This window comes from Lactobacillus porci (assembly GCF_009695985.1).
Classification (GTDB): domain Bacteria; phylum Bacillota; class Bacilli; order Lactobacillales; family Lactobacillaceae; genus Lactobacillus; species Lactobacillus absianus.
On sequence record NZ_VUMX01000067.1, the window covers coordinates 1 to 1,958 of the forward strand.

Below are 1,958 nucleotides of genomic sequence, written 5' to 3' on the forward strand. Positions count from 1 at the left end.
CTGGAAGCCTATTTACCATGGGCTGAGAATGTTCAGCTACACTGTAAGTGAAGTCCCATAAACTGATTAATCCCATCTTAGCATTGCTAGGATGGGATTTTAATATACCGCGATATTGGGCGCTTACGATGTTTTTCATGCCACGATTTTTATCTCCAGCTTTACAAAAGGCTACGGATGATATTTCTAATGAAAACAAGCGCTATCTTGATATGCTGGAAAAATGGTTTAGCGGTTTGAGCGTTTTGCAGAGATATCACGCCAAGCAAAAACTGCTGGCTGTGACGACTGCTCAAGGAAAGCGACTTGAAGATGCCAATGTCAGCCGGTCTGGCCGGATGCAATTTGCCAGCGGCGTCAACAATGCCGCAAACATGCTCTCCCAGGCCTTAATCTTGCTGGTTTCAGGTGTCTTGATTATTACTGGCCGGATGAATTTTGGTGTCTTCTTTAGCATTGGCAACTTTGCCAGCACGATTTTTACTGAACTGGGAGTTGTGATCAACCAATATACTGTCTTGCAATCAAGCAAAACTTTAAACGTCAAGCTTAGAAAGCAGCTTGCGGTTCAGACTGACCACTCAGAAAAGACAGAAAGTTTGGATCATTTTCAGTCATTGTCAGTTCAAGCCTTGTCTGTGGCTTTTAGCAATGAGGAAAAAATCTCTTATCCAGATTTTCAAATCAAGCGGGGAGAAAAAATTTTACTGTCAGGGGACAGCGGGACTGGAAAATCTACGCTTTTTAAGCTGATCCTGCAGGAGCTGCCATTGACGACTGGAAAGATTTCTTTTAAAAACGAAGCTGGCCAGGAAATCAAACAGCCAGACCTGTCTCAAATCGGCTATGTTCCGCAAGATTCAGTTCTCTTTCCAGGTACAATCAAGGAAAATATTACGATGTTTAACTCCAAGCTGAATGACCGGGTAATGCACTTTGTTAAGCAGGTTAATTTGGAAAAAGATCTGGCTAAATTTCCGGCAGGAGTAGATACGGAGCTCGATCAAGGCAAGCATGCCCTGTCTGGTGGCCAGCGGCAAAAAGTGGTTTTGGCCAGAGCACAAATCCATGACAGTCAGTTGATTTTCATTGATGAAGGCACCTCAGCCATTGATGCACACAATGGTTTTGAGATTCTGCAGAATTTGCTTCAAACCGATGCAACGATTGTTTTTATCGCGCACAACTTGACTGAAGAGATGCGGCAGTTATTTGACCGGGAGATTCATGAATATGTAGCGCGCGGAAACCTTCGATTTCAATCGAGGGGGGAGCGCGCCTTTCTCCTTTCTAAATTCTCTAGATAATTAGTATTCTATTGGCTGTTTTCACTACCTTTGTGTTATAATATATTTAGTGAAAGGAAGCATGACCAATGGAAATTTCTTTGACCATTAAAGCTCACATCAAAGTGCCTAGCCCTGATGCTGCTAAAGCCTTAGCAGACAGCATGGAAATTTACAGACGGGGCTGCAACTTCGCATCCCAATATGTTTTTGAGCATGACTTTGAACTCCGCCAGGCAAAGCTGAACAAAGCACTCTACTCCGACTTGCGACAGAAGTTCAGCCTCAGATCCCAAATGGCTCAGTCTGTTTTGAAGACCGTTATTGCTAGATACAAGTCTGTTCAAACTCAGCTTGGTCAAAAGCCGTATAAAATCCACGACATCAATGCGCCCCAAGGCGAAGGCTGCTATGCTGTTCAGCGCGATCTTGACTGGCTTTGGAAGCCAATCTTCTTTAAGCGACCGCAGCTGGATGAGGTCAGAGGCCGGGACTATTCCTTTAAGCAGAACGGCAAAATCGTGTCCGTCAACACCCTTGACGGGCGGATTGAATGCGAGATTGCCATGCCCGGCTTTGAGCAGTATCTGAATGACGAATGGACTTTTGGCACTGCCAGGATTCTTAAATCCGGCAAGCACTGGTTTATGCACATCAGCGCAACCAAGTCCT

General features: G+C 44.7%; 2 pseudogenes. Both read left to right on the forward strand.

Features of this window, described 5'->3' with window-relative positions:
- Positions 1–119: 119 nt before the first annotated feature.
- Positions 120–1,307 (forward strand): annotated as a pseudogene (locus FYJ62_RS10430) (ATP-binding cassette domain-containing protein); the annotation flags it as partial.
- A 68-nt stretch (positions 1,308–1,375) separates the two neighbouring features.
- Positions 1,376–1,958, forward strand: a pseudogene (locus FYJ62_RS10435) (RNA-guided endonuclease TnpB family protein); the annotation flags it as partial.